We start from the raw sequence: 25108 nt of genomic DNA on the forward strand, positions 1-25108 counted from the left end.
ACAGGAGCGTTCATGATTATCTCAATACTTGTATTAATGGATGTAGTTGTAAGCACCCGGGTTGGTCAATTCACGATGGGTAATGACGTTATACCCAGCAAAGTTCATGTCGCTGACGAACACCCGACCGTTCTCAACCCGATCAACAATTCCAACGTGTCCGTAATAGCCACCTGAGCTCTGGAAGATAGCACCCGGAGCTGGTGTCTTATTGACCGTAAAGCCAGCAGCGCGTGCACTCGCAGCCCAGGTATTGGCGTTACCCCAGAAGCTACCGATTGGACGACCAAGTGCCAAACGTCGCTCATATGAGTACCACGTACAGTTACCTGGTGCATATCGGTTACCGACAGATGCAGCAACGTTACCGTAACTTACGCCACTATAACCAGAATGACTATTACCGCTTCGACCGCCACGTGGCGCAACATATCCTGGGCGCTCATTCTCTGGCAGCTCACCACCAGGCAAGACGATGCGCGTATTTACTGTTGGCTGTGCCACGCGATCTAGTGAGTTGTACAATAAGACTCGCTCGGTATCAACCTTATACTTTGAAGCGATGGCGGCGATGGTATCACCTTCTTTAACAGTGTAGACCACGCCATCAACTTGTGGCACCAACAGCGTCCTACCTGGCTCAACTGCGTCAGAGGTCATATTGTTTGCCCAACGCAATGTTTGAGTTGAAATTTTGAATTTAGCAGCAATTTTAGCTAAATCATCGCCCGGCTTAGTGACATACTCGGTAATACCACGCTGAGATGATGTTTCTGGCTGAATCAGCTGTGGCTTAGAAATCACCTCTGTGTCAGTTTGAGCTAACTGTTTCTGGATCTGTAAAGAAGTAGTTGCTTCACGCAAGTCTCCGGCAGATGGCAAATCAGTAGCTTCCGCGAGGCTAGCCACCGCATCAGCCACTTCCAATTGATCGACTGATATTTTTTCCTTAGTTGCGGCTGTAGGCTTTGAATTTGGATTGGCAACCTGAGATTCTTGAGCGGAGACTTCTACTCCGACGACTCCAGTTCCCTGATGATAATTGTTAATAGTCAAAAATGAAACAATAAGTGCAAATAGTGCTACATAGATAGAAGCTGACCGTACTCGCGCTAAACGACTCTGACGAGTCTTTGATGTGTTACGAATAATCGTTCTCCTGCATTGGTGTTACCACCAGTGCTGCTACCATAATGAGTCTTTCTTCTCGCAATAGAACGGGATACTTTGTCGACCTAATATATTAGTGATATTTTCATAAACGATTAGTTTTGTACTGTATCCGTACGACCGTTCTGGCAGGCTCAACCCCAGACAGCTAAAACAAGGCTAACTGTTCATGGTTAAGCTGATATCTATTATAGTCTATATTGACATTTAAGTCAAAACATTTTTTATAAATGCAATTTGTCAAGATTGCTGACATTTTTGACGACAGTGTGCCTTGGCGTTAGCAGTGTGTTCAGCGTCTGTTTTGGCAAAATAAGTCACATTGTCGTCTCCACTGAGGAAAAAGAGATAATCTGTCTGCGCTGGATCGGCGACGGCATTCAATGCACTCAGACCAGGGGTGGCTATTGGCCCTGGCGGTAGCCCTTTGTGTACTCGAGTATTATACGGAGAATCCAGCTGCGTATTACGGGCGACACCCAGCTTGTCAGCCGCGTACTGGTAGGTTACATCCGAGCCCAAATTCATACCTGCCTTCATCCTGTTGTAAAACACGCTAGCAATCTTCCGCTGGTCTTCACAAACCTCGGTACCCACACCGCAGCCAATTGATTCTTTCTGGACAATGGAAGCGAGAGTTATGCCCTGATAGAGCGTCAATCCGCGTTTTTTGAACTTCTCTTCCAAATTATTCTTCCTGGCTACTTGGTCAAACTCCGCCAATGCTCGCTGAATTGCTGATTTGGCAGTTGCGTCACCGCTCATAAAATACGTATCGCCATAGACAAAACCTTCAAGATCAGCTCCTGCCGGGCGTGATTTGAAGACATAACTGTCATAGTCGGCCTTAAAGGCGCCTTCAATATCGGCGTCATTATATCCAGCCTTCTTAAGGGCACTTTCGACCGAGCGGTAGTCTTTTCCTCGTAGTGTGCCGTCAGGATAGAAGCGAACAGCCACCTCGTCAGATTGACCATTGATCAGATGTTTGATGATCTCGGGCGTCGATTGCGATGGTTTAACGACGTATACACCCACCTTAAACCGAGCATCAATTCGTTTCAATTTAATATATCCCAAAAATGCATATCGGCTGCGGATGAGCTTCTTCTCTTCCAGGGCAGATGCCACCTGAGGAGCCGTCATGCCGCTGGTGATATTGACTCGCGTTACCGCTTGATCACCTAAGTTCACCGCCGAAAGATTGTATAGGTACCAACCAGCTCCAGCCGCAGAAGACAGGCCAAGCACCGCCACCAAGCTGGCTACTATAATCATCCATTTTCTCGACTTACGAATCTGCATAACGTACCTCCAAATAATCCTGCAAAATAATACTGGCAGCCTCAGCGTCAATTTCACCTTTATCTTTAACGCGACCTAACCGACGCTCAGCTTCAACGCTACTGAGCGACTCATCCTGATAGACCAACTCAGCGTCAAGCTCAATTTCAGAGAAATCATTAACGAACTGCTCTACAAACTCTGTCTGTTTGGTTGGCTCCCCTGACTGATTGCGAGGATAGCCAACGACAATGATGTCAATACCATGGCGCAGTACTGTTTCAGCCAATTTGGTAAAAATATCATCGTTATTTTCCAGCCAGCCAAACGGCACAGCGATCCTCACCGACGTATCAGCCATAGCCAAACCAATTCGTCGTTCACCGACGTCTAGTGCCAGCAAGTTCTTACCGGCCATTATCCAACTTAAATTCTATGCTAATATGTTTATCGTCATTAGGAACAGTACGCACCCAAAATGGCGAAAATTTCGTGTCAACATCTTGAACGCCCTCGATGGCTTCCAAACTCGATTGGACATCACCATAATTGCGCCCCTTGACCTGCTCCTTAACTTTGTGCTCATCGATCTCTGGGCCAATTTTCGCGTTAGTAGTCAATCGAACCTGCACGGCATTATTACGCTCACTGTATTGTGCAAATTTTACCTCATTAGACCCATCATTATAGATCTTCTGGTTCTTCTTGCTACCAATTTCTTTCTTAAGCGTATCCTCCAAGAACTGCTTCATATCAGAGCGATCAATACCCTGCATGCTGGCTGTCACTGTTGTTTTCAACTGAACTGTACCGCTGGCTTCATGGTCAACCGCCACTGAAGGAGTAGGGTTTGAGCGAGCTTCTTGGTAGCTTTCATTGATGACAATACTTGAAGATGGGAAGAGTGCTTTGACTGCTGATTGCAGTGAAGCGTCTTTTTGGGCGTCAAGCTTAACTTTAGCTTTGGCAACATCATCAGCCGACACCACAGTCACTTCCCGACTCGAGCCGCCACTCATTGCGGTGCCCGCCGCCGAAAAACCGCTCACATTTGAAGAGTAGCTTCGTGACGATAGATTGTATTCACTACCAACCTGAGTTGCTTGCACCTTGACGGTTGCCACCGATTGGATGACACCGCCAGGACCAATTGAGGTGCCCGACAAGCTGGCTGGCTCTGTGCTGACAAACGTATAATCGCCCGACGAGAAGGACGTTCCAGCCGGAATTATTAGCGTCAAGCTTGATACCGATGTTCGAACAAGGTGCATCGTACCACTTGCTTTTTCACCAACTTTCTTCTTACCCGTAGGGGTGAAATCGACGGAAATATCTTTCTTTTGTTCTTGACGCAACGACTTGACGATATTGTTAGCAGCGTCAACCTTTCCGTCCTGCTTTAACGTAACGGATTTATCAACCGTAGAAGTGGTCGTTTTAGCTGTAATCACGACTGTAGCATGTGGCGCAAACCAAATCGCCCAAACTATGAATACAATAAACAGAGCAATACCACCGCCAATCAAGACTAGCTTCTTACGGAAAACACTAAAATCTGGAACTTTTGGCTTACCTTTGCCAGCCGACTTAGCTGGTTTTACTGGTTTTGATGGCTTTTCGTCTTCGGCTATTGCTGCATCAATAGCATCGTCTGCCTTATTTCGTGCTTTTGGTGTCGCCTTATCAGCCAATTCGCCAACTGGTATATCGCTACCGTCAATCACATCATCACCGTCATCCACATCAATAGCTGGAATTTCCGCAATCTCTGGGCGAGACTGCAATGTCTTAGCAACTGGAATGCGCGCTGCTGCTGCCAATCCGCTCAACGCTTGATCGCTCGTGATTAGCACGATTCGCTTCTCGGCATTTTCCGCCGCACGATTTAATAATCTCATATTGACAGCGCTCTGCAATATGCCAACCCGCTTAGGCGGCACCAATGCAACGATTCGCGCCTTTGAATCTTTTATCTTGCTGACGATATTGGTAATATCGTCTTCAACATCAATATAGATAACGTCTTTGTTCATTTATATTTTCAATAATCGATTAATTTTATCCATTAAGCCATGAGCGTCTTGGCCACTTACCATTGTATCATACCCCACGCGCAACAAACCCATGGCAGTTACAAATGTGTGATCAGTGATGTCACCTGTTGTATCAGTAATACCGACCACCTCAGACGGTTTGATGCGCTGAACTACTGGTTTTTTCGTAAATGGTAGTTCTTTGTACCATGGTTCACTACCCAGGGCGTCAACCAACTTTTCCAAGCTGGCGCCTCCACCACACAGTAAAATCCTATTTGGCAAATGATCAACACTATCAAACTCGCTTAATGCCAACTCTACCCCAGACAACCACACCTCAAGGGTTTTATCAATCGCACTATCAAGCCGTTTCTTGACCGAAGGTTTAACGTACTCGTGGCCAAGATTGAGCTTGAGTTTTTCCGCATCTTTGTAACTAAGATCAAGCTCCGTAGCAATCGTCCTGGTGAAGCTACGACCACCGATTCCAAACATCCTCGTGCCTTCCACACCACCGTCATTAACCACTGCAATGTCGGTCGTTCCACCACCAACGTCTGCCAAAATTGCGGTAAACGAGCTGTTCGCATCTGTCCCTAGTACACTTCTACTGACCGCAAATGGCTCGGCTGCCACAGCGATTAGCTCTAGTGCCAGCTCATCAGCCACCTTTTCCAAAGCACCGATATGTACCATTGGCGCAAACGCCGTATAGATCTGCACTGCCACATCCTTGCCTTGAAAACCAATTGGATTTGATACTTTATAGCCATCAATATGCAAACTCACCAAAGCTGAGTTGACCAGCTTCACTTCAACGTCTTCATTGCCAGTTTCCAGCGCAATCTGTGCCTGGGCTTTACCCTGTGCTCGTTCCTGAACTTTTTCGATGATAAATTCCATCTCAGTAACATCCAACGCTCGTTCTGGCTGCGGACGACGATAACGGATGGTGTTTGTTACACCTTTGACCAATTCTCCTGCAATACCAATCACCACGCGTCGCGCTTGGACACCCGCCTTTTCCTCGGCTTCGGCCAGAGCTGCTTCACAGTTGGCGACCACACCAGATATGTCAGCGATAGCCCCGGAGTGCATATCGCCCAGCTCTTGCTGTTTACGGCCAACGCCAATCACTTCAATGACATCATTTCGCACTTCAGCGATCAAAGCCTTAACAGCTTCTGTACCAATGTCCAGACTAACTAATAACTCTCGTTCTTCTTTTTCGGTTTTTTTGAGCAAGTCTTTTAGTACCATACCCTAAATTATATACTGCTGATGCTTTTTGAGCAAACGTTATGAGCTATTTCAGTACTGCTTTAACGCGCCGCACACCAGCAGAACTGGATTCTTCTTTGATTATCCTAAATCGTTTACCGTTTGGCGTACCATCATCGTCCTGGGCCAATTGACCAGTATGATCCACATGCGGACCGCCGCAAATCTCGAAACTAGCTCGCTGGTCACCTTCGCCCATCTGATAGACCTTGACGGTGTCACCGTAGCGGTCGCCAAACGCACCAACCGCACCCATTTTGAAAGCTTCATCAGTTGGATATTCGGTGTAGCTGACAGGTAGGTCCGCATCGATCCAGCCATTAACCAATCTCTCAACTTCGTCCAACTGCTCACGCGTAACTTTGGCATCATTATTAAAGTCAAATCGCAGCCGCTCAGTAGTAATATTACTGCCACGCTGCATAACATGGTCACCCAGCACTCGCCTGAGCGCTGCATACATCAGATGGTTGGCGGTGTGCAAACGGCGATGCGCCATGGTCTGACCTTCCAATCCACCCTTAAATGTACCTTTGGCAGCAGTCTGAGAACGACGTCGCTGTTCCGCCATCAATGTGTCAAATTCAGCCTTCCAATCCGCTGCAAGCTGGATGTGATTACGCTTGGCAATCTCAACACTCAGTTCATACGGAAAGCCATAGGTGTCGTGCATGGTAAAGATTTCTTTACCAGTCAGACCATCACTCAAAAAGCTCAACAGATGCTTCGTTCCCTTCATCAATGTGCGAGCAAAGGCTTTCTCTTCCTTCATCAGTGTAATGATAATTTTGTCACGCTGCTCGGCCACCTCTGGGAAATCTTGAACGTACAGATCAGCGATGACTGGCACAATTTCCTCAAAGAATTCTTCCTCAATACCAAGGTCATGAGAAAAACGAATCGCTCGGCGCAGCAAACGACGCATCACATAGCCCTGCTCCTTGTTACTTGGCACGCAGCCATCAACCGCCAAAAAGGTCGCCGCTCGCAAATGGTCGGCTATGACGCGCATACTTTCCAGGTTATCCTCATACGATTTGCCGCTCAATTGTTGCAACTTTTCAATGATCGGCCACATCAAGCTAATTTTAAAAACATCTGGACTATCAATCGCCGCAGCAGCGATTCGCTCCAAGCCGCCACCAAAGTCAACATTTTTGCGCGCCAGTGGTTCAAAGCTACCGTCTTCAAGCCGACGGTACTGCATGAACACCTGGTTACCAATTTCCATGAAATGACCACTATCGCTGGCAGGGTGAGCCAGACCAAACTTAGGATCGTGGTTTTCTTCACCAAAGTCATAAAACACTTCACTGTCCGGCCCGCACGGATCACCAATTGGCGTACTCTCAATACCGCCACCACGGCTCCACCAGTTCTCGTTGTCGTCATAGAAAAATATCCGACCACCTTGCATACCCAGTCGATCACCAGCCTCTGCCGTACCTAATTCTACAATCTTAGCGTCAATGCCCTTTTTAGCAAAGACTTCTTGCCAAATTTGCGCCGCCTCATCATCACGCGGAATATTATGTTTCTCATCGCCAATGAAACAAGTGACGTAAATCTTGTGCGGATCTAAGCCAACAACCTCTGTCAAAAATTCAAAAAACCACTCAATCTGCTGGCGTTTGAAATATTCGCCCATACTCCAGTTGCCCAACATCTCGAAAAAGGTAGTGTGGCGATTGTCACCAACATCCTCAATGTCTTGAGCGCGCAGGCAAGTTTGGCTGTCTGTCAATCGCGTTCCCTCTGGGTGATCTTGTCCCAACAAATACGGCAAAAGTGGCTGCATGCCAGAGCCAGTGAACAGCGTGGTCGGGTCGTTGTGTAAAACCAACGGGGCGCGTTGTAAAACTGCATGATGGCGATCTTTGTAAAATCGGAGATAGGCGTTGCGGATATCTTGTGCATTCATGCTGGTTATTATAGCACATACCCCTGATGGAGATATAGCCACCTCCACAAAAAAGCACCGACATCACATCGGTGCTTTATGATTCAGACTATTTGTCTCTACGCTGCTGTTTCTTCAGCCGCGTCTTCAGCTGGAGCTTCTTCCTTTGGCTGGTTTTTACGCAACTTTTCTGGGTTACGAATGGCTTTGTGCTTGTCGGCAGCTGGTTCTTTGACCCACTTTGGTAATGTGACGCCAGCTTCTTTCAACAACTTAACAACACGTGGTGTTGGCTGAGCACCATTGTCCAAATATTTTTGTGCCAATTCAACCTGAATATTTGCTACTTTTGTGTGTGGATTGTAGCTACCAACATAGGCGACAACACGGCCGCTTGATGGGTGGCGCTGTGCTTCCTGTACAGCCAGACGGTAGACTGGGTAGCCCTTGCGACCCAAACGTTGCAAACGAATTGCTAACATATAATTATCTTATTCCTTCTCTTACACTCTTAGGTTAATTCTTATTCTGTACCAGTGTACACTATTTTACCGCATGCGTCAATCTGTTTGGATAATCCCACCGCCCAAGCATTCCTCGCCGTCATATATCACGGCTGACTGGCCTGGGGCGACAGCACGCTGCGGTTCAGACAACTTCACTGCCACCTTTTCGCCAGTATCGTCATTCACGCGCGCAACTTCCGCATCAATCAATGGCGCTCGGTGTCGTACCCGGATTTGATAGGTGCCGTCTTTTGGCGGCTGACCAATCCAGTGGGCGTCGGTTAACGTCAATTCTTTGCGCCACAAGTTCGCATTATCAATTGAGCGCGACACGTAAACTTCGTTCTTTGCCATGTCTTTGCCGACGACATAATACGGCAAGCCGCCACCGATATCCAACCCATGTCGCTGCCCTAAAGTGTAAAATATCGCCCCGTCATGCCAACCAACGACCACGCCCGTTTGTTGATCGATGATATCGCCCGGGCTCGTTGCAACATATTCTGACAAAAACTCGCGAATTCCCACTTGTCCAACAAAGCAGATACCCATCGATTCCTTTTTGCTGGCGGTCCACAAACCCCGCTCTTTGGCCATCTGGCGCACCTCAGCCTTGGTGAAATCACCCAGCGGAAACATAGTTTTTGCCAGTGCCTCGGACGTCACGCGGTACAGAAAATAGGTCTGGTCTTTGTTATCATCATGAGCGCGGAGTAAGCGTACAGCACTGGGTAATGATGGCGCTTTGACGAACCCAGGCGTGAATATTGATTCGTCCTGAATCACCGAGGACTGTCTGAACGTAGTGAGTTCCGCAGGCGACAGCGACGGATCAGCGTGAACACCATGGCGTGAGACAACCGCGTCAGAATTACCCAATACTGCACCGTCTGTTAAATGTTCAGCTCGCGCATAATGCCCCGTCGCAATATACTCCGCACCCGCCGCCAACGCCGCCTCTAAAAATAGCTTAAATTTCACCTCTTGATTGCACATCACATCAGGATTTGGCGTCCGACCCGCCTGGTATTCACGGATCATATAGTCAACAACATTTTGCTTATACTCTTTCTGAAAATCAAACACCTGAAAATCAATCCCTAGTCCCACCGCCACGCGCTTGGCATCAGCCACATCTTCTGCCCACGGACAGTGTATACCAGGTAGGTCTTCCGACCAGTTTTTCATATACACGCCAGTCACGTCGTGACCTTGCTCGACCAATAGTGCTGCCGCCACCGATGAATCAACGCCGCCCGACATACCGACGAACACCCGAGCCATCAGCGTGTTCCCCCAATGGTAAATAACCCAATTTTGATCAACTCGCCAACTGCTAGCCACCAGCCCCACGGTGTGAGCCACCATAAATCGCCCCAATGTTTATCACGGCTGACAGGGTGTGATAGCACCTCTACACCAGGCACTTGCGCCGCAAACTCAGACCGGGCTCGTTGCATATGATAGCCGCTGGTGACTAAGATGATGCGCTTCATTTTGCGAGCAGTGATAACTGATTTTACTTCAACTGCATTTTGTTTTGTCGTCTCAGAATGATCTTCAATGATAATATGCTTATCTGGCACACCCTGCAACAACGCACGACGCTTCATGGCCTCAGCATTGGACAACCCCGTCTTATCAGCTGCCGCACCTGACATAATGAGCAGCGACGACCATCTTTGCTTATATAAACGAATTGCTTCGTCAGTCCGTGCATCAGTGTCTCCGCCAGAAACCGCCACAATGGCATCAGCCGGCGCGCACTCACCAGAGCCAGGAGCAGAACATTTCGCCAAATCGTCTGGCGCCAAATACATCGTCAAACCAATGATAATCACTACCAAAACAACAGCCAGTCCAATCAATCGATGGATCATTTGATTCTCTCCTGCTCTTTTCGGACCGACTGAATGATGAACTCAGCTGCTCGAACAACCATTGCTTCATCATTTAACCTTCCAAGGGTGATGCGTAAACTGCCATCAATATCTGAGGCGCTCAAACCAATAGCCGACAGTACATGCGAACGTGTGCCGGAGTTAGCGGCACACGCGCTACCTGTCGCCACCATCACGCCATTCATTTCCAGCAAAAAGACCAATCGTTCAGCGTCCAAACCTGGAAAAGAAATATTCAAAAAATTCGCCAACGACTTTTTACGATCAGACGAAATGATCATTTCAGGTAGCTCAGCTTTCATCTTCCGAATCATAGCATCGCGCAATCCCTGCAGTCGCTTCACTTCAGCTTTGCGCCGTTTGGCAGCCAGCTCCAAAGCCTCAGCAAAACCAATTACACCAGCGACATTTTCCGTGCCACTGCGAAGACCCAGCTCCTGTCCACCCCCGACAATAGTTGGTGCAATATGTACACCCGGACGTACCCACAGCAGACCGACTTGTTTTGGTCCGTAGACTTTTGCCGCGCTGAGCGTCAATAAATCAACGCCTAATCGTTTCACTTTTATATCCAACAGCGCTGCTGCCTGAGATGCATCGGTATGGAATAATAGCGGTGTGCTCTCCCCAGCAGACCGACGCCGTTCCCGCTCTACTTGAATGACGCGAGCAATCTCTTCAATTGGTTGCACATAGCCCAGCTCATGATTTGCCAGGGCGATTGACACGAAACCAACATCTGGAGCGAGAGCCTGTTTCACTGCTTCTGGAGAAATTCTTCCCTTATGATCCGGCTGGATCAACACTGCTTCTCGGTAACGTCCAGCAGCCGACAGAACTGACGCGTGCTCAATGGTCGCAACCGCACAGACTGTTCGCTCTGCCGCCTGAAACGCCAAATTAACTGACTCCGTGGCGCCAGCTGTCATCACCAATTCATCAGCAACAACACCCAAAACCTGCGCAATGCGCGCCTTGGCTGCTTGATAGTCACGCTTCACGGCAACACCAGCAGCATACGGACTGGATGGATTGAAAAATTTCTCAGAAAAATAGGGCTGCATCGCCTCAACCACCAACGGGTCCATCGGCGTTGCCGCCGCATGATCAAGATATATCAACTTATCATTCACTGCTATCTATTATACCACTTGTAGGGGCTTGCCTGTGTCTGGATCTTGTTTATACAATTTGCGCGAAACACGCTCATAATATTCTTTCACTGCCAAGACAAAGTTGTGTAGTTCCTCGCCTTCCAGGTAGCTGTACTGATAGTTTGGCTGAACCTTCAACACGCCCTTTTCCTGAATCTCATATTTGGTTGTCAATTCTTTCACTTTACCGTCAGCACCAACCACTTCTTCGTACCAAATCCACGTCTTCTTATCCAAATTGAAAAACTCTCGGCGCTGCACATGTTCAGGCTTATCACCAAAAATCGTCGCACCAATTTGGCTCTCCATCTGAATCAGTTGTCGCTCGGTCAGCGGCTTAGCTGGTCGGTCTTTGCGCCGAATTCGCATCAACGGCTTCACCGACTCGTCTGCAAAAACCAGGCTTGCAGCTTTTTTAAGAATCTTACTCATACACCAAACCTCCTTATGCTGCTAAATCAAAATCAGGGTTAATTACAGAGTCAGTCTGTCGCATCTTGGCCAGATACTCACCAATTTCCTTAGAATATCGCACTGCTTCAACGGGATCTTTGGGGTGTTTAGGAAATTCAATCAATAATGTCTGTGGAGCTTCCATTGACTTGGCTAAGCTTGATGCTTCACTCTCGCCTGTACTGCCACGCATAGCAGCACTTGATAGTGAACGAGTATCAGCAGTTTGATGCGCAGCAAGCTCGTCAGCACGACCGACAGGAGTAGTCTCAAAATTCAGCGTGTTTGCCTTTTCCAAGGCAGCTTCCAACGCCGCATTAACTTCTTTGTCGTACGTACCCGTGTTGTTCTCTCGCATATTTCTCCACTTTTACAAGCCAAAAAGTTTTACCGTGTTATCGGTCGCTGCTTTTTCGAGGTCGTGAAGCGCTAGCTTGCGCTCCGCCGCCCAATACTTTGCCACCAACTCCACATATTCTGGCTTATTCATCTTACCACGAAATGGCTTTGGTGTCAAGAACGGTGCATCGGTTTCTAGTAATAATCGCTCCAGCGGGACAGAAGCGAATAATTCTCGCTGCGTTTGGTCTTTGGTGAACGTGCTAATGCCGTTCAAGCCAACATACAGCCCGCGGGCAAATCCCTTCTCCAAATTGCGGCGCGTATCAGTAAAACTGTGTAGTACACCGCGCACGCCATGGAAATTATCAAAAATCGGCCAAAAGTCATCCCACACCGACGGCTGGTCAGGTGCGCCATCGCGAATATGAAAGCTCACTGGCAAATCATAATCCACCGCCAACTGCAGCTGCGCCTCCAGCGCCTGAATTTGCACCTCGCGCGGGCTGTGATTGTAATAATAATCAAGGCCAATCTCACCAATCGCTACAATTGGTGAATTCTCCGCTCTATTCTTCAACAATTGTTCTATCTCACCCCAGCCATCTTTGCTGTCGTGCGGATGAACGCCAACTGCCGCCCAGGCAAAGTCGCGATTTGCGGCAAACTCCACGGCTTGCTGACTACTGCGCTGGTCAGTGCCAACACAAATCATGCCAATGCCCGCTGCAATTGACTGTTGGTATAGCTCCTCACGATTATCCGCGAAAAACTCAGTGTCGTGCACATGACAATGCGAATCGATCAAACGCAAGTCCGTCGCTTGAGTCGCTTCTGCTTGGTTCATCACTTGCTACCTTGTGCGTCTGTTTTTGGCGCGCGTGGGTCAGGCGTGTGGAGGTATTTGCGCGGGAATAGTGGTGTCGGCTCTGGTGGCACAACGCCACTAGCAAACATGTCGTGAATCTTCTCAGCAGTTTGTGGCATGAATGGGCGCAGCATGTCAGACACTTGTAGCAATGTACCGCAAGCATACGCTAAAATCTCGCCTAGGTGTGCTTCAGCTTCTGGGTCTTTGGCCCGTTTTTTGGCAACTTGCCACGGCTGGACGCGCTCGATGTACTGGTTCAATGAACGGATGATTTGCCAAATTTCATCCATAGCTTGGTTAAAAGCAAAGCTTTCCATGAAGTGGCGGTATGGGCCCATGTCGTGTTCAGCTTGTGGCGCATCGCCAATGACACCTGCCTGATATGACTGCACCATCTTAGCCACGCGCTGCACCAAATTACCGAGATCATTGCCCAACTCACCGTTGTACGCGGCTTCAAATTTCTCCCAGGTGAAATCACCGTCATCTTGCGTTGGCACGTGACGCAGGAAATAATAGCGAAAGGCCTCGACACCGTAGTGCGGGATGATGTCAGCTGGACCGACACCATTACCGAGACTCTTACTCATCTTGGCGCCACCAACATTGATAAAGCCGTGCACTAACAGTACTTTTGGTAGTGGTAAATCTAGCGCCATCAACATTGCCGGCCAAATTCCAGCGTGGAAACGAAGGATATCCTTGCCAATCACCTGCACATTTGCTGGCCAAAATGCCTGCCATTCTTCTGGACGATCAGGATAGCCGATAACCGTGATGTAATTACTCAGCGCATCCAACCAGACATACATCACCTGTGTATCATCGCCTGGCACCGGCACGCCCCAGCTGAGGTTCTTGCGCGGACGCGAAATTGACACGTCTTTCAAGCCATCTTTCATCAATTCCAAAAACTCTTTTTTGCGGAATTCTGGCACAATTTTCATCTTGTTTGATTCAATAGCCTGACGAATGTTCTCCGAAAATGCGCTGGTTTTGAAATAATAATTTTCTTCACTCAGTCGTTGGTATGGCGACTGGTGGTCGGGACAAATGCCATTATTTTCAGCTGCTTCTTTGTCGGTGACGAACGCCTCACAGCCTTGGCAGTACCAGCCCTCGTACGTGCTTTTGTAGATGTAGCCAGCCGCAGCCAGCTTCTGCCAAATGTACTGCACCGCACTAACATGATGCGGGTCAGTCGTGCGGATAAAATCCGTCGCTGAAATATTCAATTCGGCGATCATATTTTGGAAATTACCATGCATTTGATCGACATAGGCTTGCGGTGTCTGATTTTGGCTGGCAGCCTTGGCGGCAATTTTATTGCCATGCTCATCCACGCCCGTCTGGAAACGCACCTCGCGGCCGTTTTGCCGTTGATAGCGCGTCCACACGTCCGCCAACATGTAGTCCATGGCGTGCCCAATGTGTGGCAAACCGTTGACATAAGGAATAGCAGTAGTGATATAGGCGTGTTGTTTAGTCATGCTACCCATTGTATCATTATCTGGAACAATTTTCACCGATATACATTCGCCGAGGGCTCACCCGCGCATCATTGCTACCACTGCAATTCGCCCCGCCGTATCACCCGATGAGTGCGAAAAATAATTTGGATTATCCGCCGTATCAATTGGCGAAATGAAAATATCATCACCAGGAACGCCCGCCTGGATAGCCAACGAACGATTGAACCCTTGCATATCCAGATAAATTCCATCAGCCGTTTGACGGCAGAAATTGTGCCAATTTGTATCATTTGTATGATCAAAATAATCCATACAATAATTTTTCTGTGTGATGCTTGGCGACATCCAAATTTTTAAATCTTTTACCTGACTACCCCGCCTAACAAAATACTGCACCGCCTGAGACATTAACTGCACAACCGTCGAATGCCGACCCAAATGTGCCAGCATAAGCGCCCGGCGTTTTGGATCATAGATGACGGTGGCGATACAGTCCGCCACTGGTAACAACAAGCCGACGCCAGCCATTTCGGTATAGAGCGCGTCAGCAAAAATCCCCTCGTTGTTGTATTTCACTGTGTCAGCTTCAGTGACTTCGATGGTAGTATCAAACGTTTGTGCTTGGTCATATGAAATCACGTGATAGACAACGTCGTCGTAATTAATGCCAAGTTGATCACAAAACCGCCGCCGATTCTCCAGTACGTCGGCTACGTGACGACCACGAATACGATCAAGCATGGTACCGTCGTCTTTCGACGAAACCGCAACTAACAGATCAGACGGAAAGCATGTCGGCTGATCTGCCGCAATCATCGCGCCCGCCACTCACTCAGTATTCGCTGCCAATCGTCAATCGCCAGGTCTTCGGCGCGGATATCAGGTGAAATGTCAGCCTTTTTTAACAACTGTTCGGCAGCATCTTTACTGATAGCTAGTCCACCACTCAAGCTAGAGCGCAGTTTTTTACGTTTGGCGGAAAAACCAGCCTTAACAACGCGAAAAAAAGCTTTGTGGTCCTCAGGGGCGACTAGTGGTTCGGTGCAAGTCCTCAATACCACCACCTGTGAATCAACTTTTGGCGGTGGCGTAAAGAATTGCCGTGGCACTTCAATGTCTAGTTCCGCCTCGGCAAACAGCTGCGCGCTAACCGCTAAAATGCTCATTTCGCCAGGCTCCGCCGCGATGCGCTGGGCGACTTCTTTTTGCACCAGTAGCACCGCCAAACTCGGCTTATTTTCCGCCGTCATCAGCTTTTCGACAATTTTGCTCGTGATATAGTATGGAACATTGGCGACTACTTTATAGCCAGTTGGTAATTGATTTAAGTCAAATTGCAAAATATCCTCATTGATCACTTGCAGGTTCTTACCAGGAAATTGCCCCGGTAACTTGCGCGCCAAATCCCTGTCAAATTCTACTGCCACCACGCGCCCGGCTCGCGCCAACAACCGGCTGGTCAACGTGCCAAGTCCTGGCCCAACCTCCAAAACCACATCATCTTTGCTCAGCTCCGCCGCCTCAGCAATCTCTGCCAAAACCTCTGGGTCGTGCAGCCAGTGCTGGCCTAATTCTTTTTTCGGCCCACGCGCTGACGCCATCTAACGTCCGTCCCCGTTCGTCCAGTCAGTCGCCAGGTCAAACCCATGTGGATGTCGCACGGCAAAACCGCCGGTATCATACACCTTGCCAGGACCCATGCTGGTTTCCACTACCGAGCAGCGCGGATAATTACCATAATTTGCCGCCACCAAAATGTAGCCATCCTTGTCTACCTTGGCACCGTCTGCCCGCACCATGTAGCCACCGCCGCCGCAGGCATTGATGACGACATTCATCGGCAAGTCATAGTAGGTTTCGCGATGTGATATACCTCGTGAGTCGGTAAACTGCTGGGCACTTTTGGCTTTGGTCAAGGCATTGGGCAACCTGGCACCAACAATCTCTATCTGTGCCACGGGTTGATTGGTAATTTGTTCAGCAACTTTATTTTTTGCAATTTCTGTGCCATCACCCTTCACTTTCACGCTATGTGTGACTTGCTTAGAGCCAACAGCACCCGCCTGTTGCACCTGCTTAAAACCAACGGCGTGTGCGTAACTTTTTGCTGATTGTACCTCAAACTGGACCGGCTCTTCGGTGATGACGGTATATTCGTGAACTGATTCTCTTTCAGTATTTTGAGCGAGTTTTCTTTGGACTGACGATACCGCCAAAAAGACAGTTAATGCCACTGCAGCCATCAATCCTGTTACCATCACTGCTACTTTTGGAGTTCTCAGTAAAAACCAATACCGCTTCATGTACTTCCTAGAGATTACCTGACGTTACCGATAGATATCCTGTAGACCCATCCTTACCTTACAACTTGGCCATGGTTGCCAACCGCGGGCTTTGTATGTCTGCCATGCTTTTTCGTCCTGCACTGACGGCGGAGCCTCAGAAGCTACCGAATAACCACCAAAGCCTCCCCATGTGCGCTTGTCAAACTGATAGGCACCATAATAGCCGTTTCCGGTGTTTGATGTATAACTTCCTTCACAACTTCTCAACCGTGCCAATGCCTCAGAAAAACTACCAGAGAAGGTATTTGCACTCTTGGCACCCACCACCTCAACTCGCTTCTTTGGCTCAACAGTTGTAACACTGGCAATGATCCGGCGCGAGACTTCCTGCCCATTTCTCATCTCAATCTCATAGGTAACGTTCTTTTTACCTGGTGCGCCGGCTTCTTTGACCTGCTTGAAGCCAGTTTCTCGGTTAGCATCCTTGACCTGTTCAATAGGGGCGGCAATCTCTTCTTCAACAGTAACCGTCTGCTTACCATTACGCCAAACACTCAAATGCATGCCAGCGGTGATGGGTGTTGACTCAGGAACGGACAAGCCATCATCTTTACCCAAAGTCACATTTTTCTCGCGTAATAGGTCCCCAACCGTGCGAGCCATCGTTCTCACCTCTGTAGTTTTACCATAAAGCGTCAATTGTAATGGCGTAGCTCGGTGAATTTTCAAAATAACATCAGCACCGTCTAGCAAAAAATCGCTTGGCGGTTCAATGGTTGTCTTATCTTCAGGGTAAATGGTCACACCCGCGGCTTGCGCTATCAGTGGCGTGGTCTGCTGAGCGGTCACCACACGAACTCGATGTGTGCCGTCCGCCACTGTTACTGGCCGTGCACGATAGATATTAACGTTATACTTCGTGGACACCAGCTGAGTGTCAAGGCTCGGTTCAACAACATCATGCTTTTCATCAACCGAAATATCGGCCGCCTTCAGGGCTTCTTTGACGGTCCCAACAGTAGTGACGATGGATCGTTCTTGGCCCCGGTCATGAATCGTTACTATCTTTTCGCCATTTGGAGCAGCCGTATTTGATTCCTGAACCTGATCCCGAGCCAAAGCATTGTCGACAAGCTTTACGCTCGCAATTCCAAAGACAGCAATCGCTACGACTATCATCATTCGAGCTGTATTGTGGTGAATTTTCAGTCCAAATTTCATACTCATAGCGAAAAACGCTCTATTCATTATAGCAGAACTCACTTATATTAGCAACCGACTAGCACTTTTCTAATCGAGCAAACTCAACGTTGAGCTTTTTGGTTTTATCATTTTCAAAGGCCACCACCACCGCTAAGCCATCAACTTCCATGATCTCACCAACACCAAATTGTGGACTGCGCACCCTGTCGCCAACATCCAAACCAATTTCATCACTGTAAAATTCAGGTTCGGGGACAAAACTCGACGAAGCAGGCTTGTCCAAGCCGCCGCTCAAAATACCCATCTCGTCTAAAAATCGTGACGGCAAATTGTACGCTATTTGTCCAAATTGCGTCCTGGAGCTAGCACAGGTGATGAATAATTCTTGGCGAGCACGCGTGATACCGACATAGCAAAGCCGCCGTTCTTCTTCGACGTCCTCAGACTTGCCGCCATCAAACACGCGGGAGTGTGGTAATATCCCTTCCTCCAAGCCAGTCAGAAACACTACTGGAAATTCCAAGCCCTTCGCGGCGTGCAGTGTCATCAGGATGATTTGCTCTTGTGCTTGATCATCGCTAGCAGACATCAATGCCATTTCCTCCAAAAACGTCGGTACATCAACATAGGCTTTAGCCTCAGCCACCAGGACGCCCAGGTTTTCCATTTTTTCTTCTGATTGCACGCTGCCGTCATTGATGAATGCGCCGTACCCTGTCTGGTCAATAATTTTTTCAATCACGTCAGCCGGCGCCTCGTCAATCGACTTTTGCAAATCACTGAGCAACACCCCGAGCTCATGCAGTGAATGCTTGGCACGTGGCGTCAGCCCCTGCGCCTCGTTCACCGCCAATAACCCATCGATAATAGGCGTCCCTTGCTCATCATTCCACGCCAAAAATTTAGCCACACTCACCGCGCCAATACCTCGTTTCGGCACGTTGACAATGCGTGAAAAACTCATCCTGTCGCTCGGCTGATAGAGCAGCCGCAAATACGCCAAAACATCTTTGACGACCGCTCGATCCAAAAATCGCAATCCGCCCACAATTTTGTATGGCAAATAGTTTTGGCGCAGCGCCCGCTCAATTGCGTAACTTTGGGCATTGGTCCGATACAACACAGCGATGTCATCTGGTGAGCGTCCGACATTCAACTGACGACGAATCTCATTGGCAATCACCTGAGCCTCTTCAGCTTCAGAGTACAGCTGCCACAGCTGCGGCTCCGCACCATCACCACTGTTGGTCCATAGATTTTTGTCAGTCCGATTGACGTTATGTTGGATGAGACTATTTGCCAAATGCAAAATTGAGCCAGTCGAACGATAATTTTGTTCCAGTTTGATGACTACCGCCCCAGGAAAATCCCGTTCAAAATTGAGGATATTGGTATAGTCAGCGCCACGAAAACTGTAGATCGACTGGGCGTCATCACCAACCACTGACAAATTGCGCTCCGGCCCAACCAATAATTTAATCAACGTGTATTGCACCGTGTTGGTGTCTTGATACTCGTCGATCAGAATGTGCTGAAATTGCTGCTGCCATTTTTGACGAATGTCAGGATGCGTCTTGAACAATTCAACAACCTTCAGTAGTAAGTCATCAAAATCAAGGGCCGCCGCCTGACGAAGTGCCTTCTCGTATGCCTGAAATAGCGCAGCGATGCGCTGCTGCACAGGGCTTGATGCTGACGCCGCATACGCCTCCGGATCTATCATGTCATTTTTAGCGTGAGAGATGGCGGACAATACCGAACGCGGCTTGATGTCACGGTCGGTCATATTGTACGTTTTCATAATTTGTTTAATCAAGCTCAATTGGTCATCTGTGTCATAAATCACAAATCGTTTGTCCAGACCCAAAGCCATCCCATCCATGCGCAAGATGCGAACACAAATGCTGTGAAATGTTCCCATCCACGACATAAACCGACGGTCGTCTGGATTTTCGTGCAGTAACACAGCTAGTCGCTGCCTCATCTCTTTGGCAGCCTTGTTCGTAAACGTTACTGCCAAAATATGGCTTGGCCAAACATTCTTCTGTGACACCAAATACGCTATGCGGTGCGTCAATGTCTTCGTTTTGCCACTACCAGCACCAGCCAAAATCAACAATGGCCCAGATTCATGCTTAACTGCCCGGAGTTGCTCTGGATTCAGTTCCGTCAATATATCCATTGTACTATTGTACCAGCAAGAAGTAATATGCGGCAGCTCCGCCACCCGCACCCAGCAGCAACAAGATCAAAATGATGATAAAGCTCATCACTCCAGATGGTTTCTTCTCTTCAATAGGCTGTGGTTGAGCTGCAGCCGCTTCAAACATTGGAGCAGGCTCTGGTGTTGATGACTTCGCTGGCTCATTTGCGTTCATTGCCACTGCTGCCTGTTGATCAAACGTTGGCGTTGGCTGAGAAGCGCTGTCGCTTGCTAACTCCGCCGCAGGCTGGTCATTTTCCACAGCGCTCTCTTCAGGAGTGTCCGCCTCAGCAGCGCTAGATTCATTGGTCAATGAGTCTAGCTCAGCAACCGTAGCGGCCACTTCTGGTGTTTGCTCTTCTTCAGAGGCGTCAGCATCGCCGTCAGCCAATTCGCTCTTAATCCCCATCTCCAGAGCCATGAGCTCTCGATCGAGGTCAGAATTCATGCCAACTGACTCTTCAGCTGCTACCTCTGAGCTTGGCTCAAGGCTCAGCCGTGGTTTACCGCCAAGATCATTTTTCTCTGGCGCTGGCTGTGCATCATCCGTCGCTCCAGTGCCCATCAAGTCTGGGCTCACCATGGAAACCTCACTGTTCTCGTCAGAACCGTTGCTTGTGCCATATGAGCCCAATGGACGCTTTTCTATGGTTGCGCTAGCATTGCTCAAAAATGGTGAAGCCAACGATGACGAGGTTGGCTGCTCTGACGCTGCTTCAGCAAAGCTCGACGTATCCGCTGGCTGCTCAGTTGATGACAACGACTGAGAGATAGCACTTGCCAAGTCTGTAGTATCTAAGGTTGGCGCTGCCGTCTCAACTGGCGTGTTGCTTGATACTGACTCGTGACCGCCAGACATATCCATGCGTGGTGCCCGCACTGGGTTAACCATTGGATCAGCCACCACCGTGTTAGTGCGAACTGCCGATACTGGACGCGTGCTCATAGCAGCTGCACTCATTGACGATGGCGCTACCACGTCCATGACGCGACCAGTGTGCCGTGGAGTGACTGGTGGAACAAACACTGGTTTCTCCGTCTTGTCTTCAGCTTCGGGCGCTGGGGTTTTATCAGTAGCCTGATCTGCCGCAGCTGCCTCTGATGGCTCCGACTGAGCTGGCTCTTCTACAACAAACCCTGGCTGGGTGTTGGTAACTTCAGGACTGTGAGTAGCTTCTGATTCAGGTGTGATCTCAGGCTTCACTTCAGGCACAACCTCGGGCTTTGCCTCAGGCGCAATGAAAACATGACCAGATGTTGACACTGGCGCCGTCGGTTCTTCAGCTGGCGCTGGCTCTTTAGGTTCATTACTCTCAGATATAGGTTTAATCTCAGTTTTCTCAGCTTCCACCACAGGAGCAGTGTCGGCTGGCTGACTGTCAGTTACCGAAGTTGTTTCAGGTTTTTTATCATCAGCCACGGAAGCTATTTCGGTCTTTTTGTCATCAGCCGCTGGGCTGCCTGAAGCACGGTCACTGTCCTGCTGGCGCTGATTCATCAGTGAATTCACCGCCCTGTCCAGTTCCTCAAAGTCAATATCTGTCATTTCCCCTCCCGATTGCTGTTATGTGCTTTTTCTATAATATCGATAAATTGATAGGCGTCCAAACTAGCACCACCAATCAACAAACCATCGATTCCATCAATACGCAAATAATCACTTGCCTTTTCAACTGTTATACTGCCGCCATACAAGATTCTCACCTCAGTTGAAGCTTTTTTGCCAAACAATTGTTGTATCTGGCGACGAATGGTTTTAATGGCTCGTCGCACATCAGCTGGGTTGGCGCTTTCTCCAGTACCAATTGCCCAAACTGGCTCATACGCAATCACAATACGGTCAAACTCATCAGCCGTCACATTGGCCAAGCCGCTCAGTAGCTGGTCGTGCAGTGCATCAGCCGTTTCACCAAGGGTTTTTTCTTGCAGCGTTTCGCCAATACACAAAATTGGTTGCAAATGATTACGCAGCGCGGCTTGAACTTTCAACCTAATATCACGGTCGCGCTCCTGAAAAACATAGCGTCGCTCCGAATGTCCAACAATGACATAATCAACCAGCCCGCGCAGATGCGCCGCTGGTACTTCGCCGGTGTAATTACCGTAGTCACGCCAGTAACAATTCTGAGCTGCCAGCTTGATCAGTCGGCGATTCACTTGCAGACTCAAACTCTGAAGCGTCAAAATCGTTGGCGCAACCACCGTCTCTACATCACGATGCGACGAAATCATCTTCATCAACTTGTGCAGATAAAGACTCGCTTCTTGCATGGTTAGGTGCATTTTCCAGTTGCCAACGATTAACTTTTTGCCCATATATTCCCCTTATGCTTTTTAGTGTACCACTCCAAGCCCATATGCGTCTAGTAAACTCTCAATTCCTGGCAGTTTTTTTCCAGCCATCAGCGCCAAACTAGCTCCACCACCTGTGGAAACATGGCTAAATGCCGCACCGTCATGGCCATCCCATTTCAATACAAAGTCGGCTGTATCACCACCACCAACTACTGATAAAGCGTGCTTATTCTGGGCGATCGCCAAACTGAGACGAGCAGAGCCAATGGCAAAAGTTGACGTTTCAGCCAAACCAACTGGACCGTTCCAGACGATTGTTCCTGCATGCGCCAGCGCTGCAGTATAACGTTCAATGGTTTGCATGCCTATGTCTAACGCCATGTCATTGACACCAATATTCGCCACGTTGACTTCACGCCTCTCTTGACTGTCAGGGCTTTCAGCTACTGCAACGTCTGTTGGCAGTAGTAAAAATGCATCACTACGTTCACGACCAACTTTCCGTTCCACTGCTTGATAGATCTGGCGAATGACGTCGTGCTGACCTGGTTCAACGCGGCTTTTGCCCATATTGTAGCCCTTGTATTCCAAAAAGGTATTTGCCATGGCGCCACCAATCAAGATCTGATCAGCCTTGTTGATAAACTCATGAATCATACCAATTTTGTCAGAAACTTTGGCGCCACCGATAATGGCAACTAGCGGCCGCTTGGGACTAAGCATAGCGCGAGTGATGGCGTCATATTCAGCACGAACCAAATCACCCGCCACCCCAGGCACGTACATGGTAATTTCATGTGTACTGGCGTGTTTTCGGTGCACCACTGCAAAGCCGTCTTGCACAAAATAATCAGCTTGGCTAGCCCGAGCAATTGAGCGCGCAAACTGCGTGTCGTCAGCTTCTTCTTCAGGATAAAATCGCAAATTTTCCAACAAAATGACTGCACCAGAAGATCGCCGCACTGTTTGACGAACTTTATCGCCCACACAATCATCAACAAATTTCACTGGATAGTCCAACAATTCTGACAAGCGCACAGCGACTGGTGCTAAACTATATTTTTCGTCTCGACCTTGCGGGCGACCCAAGTGACTGATCAGCACAATCTTGCAATGCTGCGACAACAGATATTTCAAAGTGGGCAAACTGGCACGAATTCGTAAATCATCAGAAATCTCGCCATTTTCAAGCAATGGCACATTGTAGTCAACGCGCACCAACACTGTTTTATGGCGCAAGTCAACGTCATGAATCGTCTGTTTGAAAAATCGTTTGCCCACCCTTTGATATCCTATGTACTAATTGGTTACTCCAATGTCAAAACGCGTATTGTATCAGTTTTGCCAGCACCAGGACGGTGACCATTGACCAATACCAATGTTGCTACACCGTCGCCAAAGTAGCCTTCATTTTTCAAATCACGTGCCAAATCAACACCGTGACAGTTCTCTGGTGGACGCATATATACACGAGTTGCGTAGTTCAATGCCAGCTTTTGCGCCGTCTTGAGGTTGTCTGTCAGACTGATGATTGGCATGTTTGGACGGAATGCACCAATATTGACCGCTGTGGCACCAGTGTCTGTTTCCGCCACGATGGCGTCCGCGTTGAGGTCACGCGCCAAACGAGCGGCTGTGTAGCTGATGACTGCGTCATTCTTCTGGCGAGATTCGCTCTTCGCCACTGGCATGACGTCACTGTGTTCCTGAGTGTAAAGAATGGTTTTTCGCATTGATTCAACAGCTTCAATTGGATATTTACCATTGGCAGTCTCATCAGACAACATCACCACGTCAGCACCCTGAATGACAGCATTTGCCACGTCACTCACTTCAGCGCGGCTTGGCTCAGGATTGTCAACCATACTACCCATCATCTGAGTTGCTACGATCACCATCTTGCCGTGTTTGCGACACAACGTGATAACCCGGCGCTGCACAACTGGCACAATCTCAGCACCAGCTTCCACCGCCAAGTCTCCTCGCGCCACCATGACACCATCGCTCAACTGCACGATCTTTTCCAGGTTTTCTGGAGAGATGGCAGATTTTGTCTCAATCTTGGCGATGATCTGCGCTTCAGAACCAAACGTCAACAAACGCTGCCGCAAGTCAACGATGTCAGATGCTGACTGCACGAAGCTCAAAGAAACATAATCAAAGTCTCGGCTAGCCCCCCACTCAATATCTTCTAGGTCTTTCTGGGTCAAAATATCACCGCCAAAATCAGTGTCAGGCAAATTCAAACCTTTTCGGCTCATCAAAAAGCCATCGTTTTGAATCTCAACCTTGATGGCAGTTTCACTGACGATTTCGCGCACAATTGAACGAATTTTACCGTCAAACATATACAGTGGCTCGCCAACTTTCATCTTGCTGGCCAAGTTGTACTGCACTGGAAGATTGAAGCTTCCGTCATGCTCAGCAATTTCCGAATCCAGCACCAACATATCGCCAGTTTTCACTTCCAGCATGTTGTCTTTCAAGATACCCAGGCGAATTTTTGGACCTTGCAAGTCTTGCAAGATCGCAACCGGCTTGTCTTGTTCACGGCTGGCAGTACGAATCCACTCGATTTGCTGCGTGCGCTCTTCGTAGCTACCGTGGCTAAAATTAAGACGGAAACCGTTGGCGCCAGCGGCCATCAGCTCCGATACTTTTTCCTGGCTCATGGTTGCAGGACCAATTGTTGCCAAAATTTTGGTACGTTTAAAAATAGGTTTACTCATTTTTTAAATTATATCACGAAATAACA

At 48.6% G+C, this 25108-nt stretch carries 23 protein-coding genes; all 23 read right to left on the bottom strand.

What is annotated here, in order from left to right; genetic code table 11:
• Positions 1 to 33 precede the first annotated feature (33 nt).
• The 23 genes from FBF37_RS02920 to pyk all read right to left on the bottom strand — a co-directional run bounded on the left by FBF37_RS02920 (position 34) and on the right by pyk (position 25082).
• A complete protein-coding gene (locus FBF37_RS02920) occupies positions 34 to 1056 on the bottom strand; it encodes a LysM peptidoglycan-binding domain-containing protein (RefSeq protein WP_138079325.1) in 1023 nt (340 codons plus the stop codon).
• Positions 1057 to 1410: 354 nt separating this feature from the next.
• Entirely contained in the window at positions 1411 to 2475 is a 1065-nt protein-coding gene (gene mltG / locus FBF37_RS02925; RefSeq protein ID WP_138079327.1) for an endolytic transglycosylase MltG, read from the bottom strand.
• Positions 2462 to 2872 carry a Holliday junction resolvase RuvX gene (ruvX, locus tag FBF37_RS02930; protein WP_138079330.1) on the bottom strand — a complete coding sequence of 137 codons (411 nt, stop codon included), beginning with the start codon at positions 2870 to 2872 and terminating at the stop codon, positions 2462 to 2464. The genes mltG and ruvX overlap by 14 nt, the downstream gene beginning before the upstream one ends.
• The gene (locus tag FBF37_RS02935; protein WP_138079332.1) at positions 2862 to 4487 is read right to left on the bottom strand and encodes a baseplate J/gp47 family protein; all 1626 of its coding nucleotides are present in this window, start codon (positions 4485 to 4487) and stop codon (positions 2862 to 2864) included. Before FBF37_RS02935 ends, ruvX begins: the two co-directional genes overlap by 11 nt.
• Positions 4488 to 5750 carry a cell division FtsA domain-containing protein gene (locus FBF37_RS02940; protein WP_138079334.1) on the bottom strand — a complete coding sequence of 421 codons (1263 nt, stop codon included), beginning with the start codon at positions 5748 to 5750 and terminating at the stop codon, positions 4488 to 4490.
• A gap of 46 nt (positions 5751 to 5796) precedes the next feature.
• Complete coding sequence (locus FBF37_RS02945; RefSeq protein WP_138079336.1) at positions 5797 to 7692, bottom strand: alanine--tRNA ligase-related protein; 1896 nt, start codon at positions 7690 to 7692, stop codon at positions 5797 to 5799.
• A gap of 98 nt (positions 7693 to 7790) precedes the next feature.
• Entirely contained in the window at positions 7791 to 8153 is a 363-nt protein-coding gene (gene rpsP / locus FBF37_RS02950; protein WP_138079338.1) for a 30S ribosomal protein S16, read from the bottom strand.
• Positions 8154 to 8231: 78 nt separating this feature from the next.
• A complete protein-coding gene (locus FBF37_RS02955) occupies positions 8232 to 9461 on the bottom strand; it encodes an MnmA/TRMU family protein (protein ID WP_138079340.1) in 1230 nt (409 codons plus the stop codon).
• The gene (locus FBF37_RS02960; RefSeq protein WP_138079342.1) at positions 9461 to 10057 is read right to left on the bottom strand and encodes a YdcF family protein; all 597 of its coding nucleotides are present in this window, start codon (positions 10055 to 10057) and stop codon (positions 9461 to 9463) included. Before FBF37_RS02960 ends, FBF37_RS02955 begins: the two co-directional genes overlap by 1 nt.
• Positions 10054 to 11211, bottom strand: a complete 1158-nt coding sequence (locus FBF37_RS02965; protein WP_138079344.1) for a cysteine desulfurase family protein — start codon at positions 11209 to 11211, stop codon at positions 10054 to 10056. Before FBF37_RS02965 ends, FBF37_RS02960 begins: the two co-directional genes overlap by 4 nt.
• Before the next feature lie 9 nt (positions 11212 to 11220).
• Positions 11221 to 11664: a hypothetical protein gene (locus FBF37_RS02970; protein ID WP_138079346.1), complete on the bottom strand. Its 444-nt coding sequence runs from the start codon at positions 11662 to 11664 to the stop codon at positions 11221 to 11223.
• A 13-nt stretch (positions 11665 to 11677) separates the two neighbouring features.
• Positions 11678 to 12043, bottom strand: a complete 366-nt coding sequence (locus tag FBF37_RS02975) for a hypothetical protein (RefSeq protein ID WP_138079348.1) — start codon at positions 12041 to 12043, stop codon at positions 11678 to 11680.
• Between the two features lie 12 nt (positions 12044 to 12055).
• Positions 12056 to 12871 carry a TatD family hydrolase gene (locus FBF37_RS02980; RefSeq protein WP_138079350.1) on the bottom strand — a complete coding sequence of 272 codons (816 nt, stop codon included), beginning with the start codon at positions 12869 to 12871 and terminating at the stop codon, positions 12056 to 12058.
• Positions 12871 to 14385 carry a methionine--tRNA ligase gene (metG, locus tag FBF37_RS02985; RefSeq protein ID WP_138079352.1) on the bottom strand — a complete coding sequence of 505 codons (1515 nt, stop codon included), beginning with the start codon at positions 14383 to 14385 and terminating at the stop codon, positions 12871 to 12873. Before metG ends, FBF37_RS02980 begins: the two co-directional genes overlap by 1 nt.
• A 57-nt stretch (positions 14386 to 14442) precedes the next feature.
• On the bottom strand, positions 14443 to 15195 hold the full coding sequence (locus FBF37_RS02990) for a purine nucleoside phosphorylase YfiH/LACC1 family protein (protein WP_138079354.1): 753 nt from the start codon (positions 15193 to 15195) through the stop codon (positions 14443 to 14445).
• Positions 15180 to 15968, bottom strand: a complete 789-nt coding sequence (gene rsmA / locus FBF37_RS02995; protein ID WP_138079356.1) for a 16S rRNA (adenine(1518)-N(6)/adenine(1519)-N(6))-dimethyltransferase RsmA — start codon at positions 15966 to 15968, stop codon at positions 15180 to 15182. The genes FBF37_RS02990 and rsmA overlap by 16 nt, the downstream gene beginning before the upstream one ends.
• The gene (locus tag FBF37_RS03000; protein ID WP_138079358.1) at positions 15969 to 16670 is read right to left on the bottom strand and encodes a G5 domain-containing protein; all 702 of its coding nucleotides are present in this window, start codon (positions 16668 to 16670) and stop codon (positions 15969 to 15971) included.
• Positions 16671 to 16694: 24 nt separating this feature from the next.
• Complete coding sequence (locus tag FBF37_RS03005; protein WP_174843594.1) at positions 16695 to 17834, bottom strand: resuscitation-promoting factor; 1140 nt, start codon at positions 17832 to 17834, stop codon at positions 16695 to 16697.
• Between the two features lie 97 nt (positions 17835 to 17931).
• Entirely contained in the window at positions 17932 to 20037 is a 2106-nt protein-coding gene (locus FBF37_RS03010) for an ATP-dependent helicase (protein ID WP_236861226.1), read from the bottom strand.
• A gap of 4 nt (positions 20038 to 20041) precedes the next feature.
• Complete coding sequence (locus FBF37_RS03015; protein WP_138079362.1) at positions 20042 to 21604, bottom strand: hypothetical protein; 1563 nt, start codon at positions 21602 to 21604, stop codon at positions 20042 to 20044.
• Positions 21601 to 22374, bottom strand: coding sequence for a triose-phosphate isomerase (gene tpiA, locus FBF37_RS03020; protein WP_138079364.1), 774 nt, complete (start codon positions 22372 to 22374; stop codon positions 21601 to 21603). Before tpiA ends, FBF37_RS03015 begins: the two co-directional genes overlap by 4 nt.
• Before the next feature lie 18 nt (positions 22375 to 22392).
• Entirely contained in the window at positions 22393 to 23634 is a 1242-nt protein-coding gene (locus FBF37_RS03025) for a phosphoglycerate kinase (protein WP_138079366.1), read from the bottom strand.
• A 26-nt stretch (positions 23635 to 23660) separates the two neighbouring features.
• Positions 23661 to 25082 carry a pyruvate kinase gene (gene pyk / locus FBF37_RS03030; RefSeq protein ID WP_138079368.1) on the bottom strand — a complete coding sequence of 474 codons (1422 nt, stop codon included), beginning with the start codon at positions 25080 to 25082 and terminating at the stop codon, positions 23661 to 23663.
• Positions 25083 to 25108: the final 26 nt, after the last annotated feature.

It is taken from the genome of Candidatus Nanosynbacter featherlites, from assembly GCF_005697565.1.
GTDB lineage: Bacteria > Patescibacteriota > Saccharimonadia > Saccharimonadales > Saccharimonadaceae > Nanosynbacter > Nanosynbacter featherlites.